The organism is Melaminivora alkalimesophila (genome assembly GCF_000282995.1).
In the GTDB taxonomy this organism is placed as follows: domain Bacteria; phylum Pseudomonadota; class Gammaproteobacteria; order Burkholderiales; family Burkholderiaceae_C; genus Melaminivora; species Melaminivora alkalimesophila.
In genome coordinates, this window is record NZ_ALEE01000370.1 from 1 (window position 1) to 208 (window position 208).

Here is a 208-nt window from a genome sequence, read left to right on the forward strand (position 1 = left end):
CGCTCCGCCGGCGCCGCCGGCCGTGGTCCAGCCCTCCAGCAGCGCCAGCCACCTCAACAATCCCGCGCCCCAGTACCCGGCCGTCAGTCGGCGCCTGGGCGAGCAAGGAGTGGTGCTGCTGAACGTGCTGATCGGCACCGACGGACGGCCCCAGAAGGTGGAGATCAAACAGTCCAGCGGCTTCGACCGCCTCGACCGGCAGGCCGCC

1 protein-coding gene is annotated in these 208 nt (G+C 72.1%); it reads left to right on the plus strand.

Translation table 11 applies throughout. The annotated features are described in order from the left end of the window. Window positions 1–208: energy transducer TonB (locus A612_RS06915; RefSeq protein ID WP_019373781.1), on the plus strand; the 208-nt coding region annotated here is incomplete at both ends.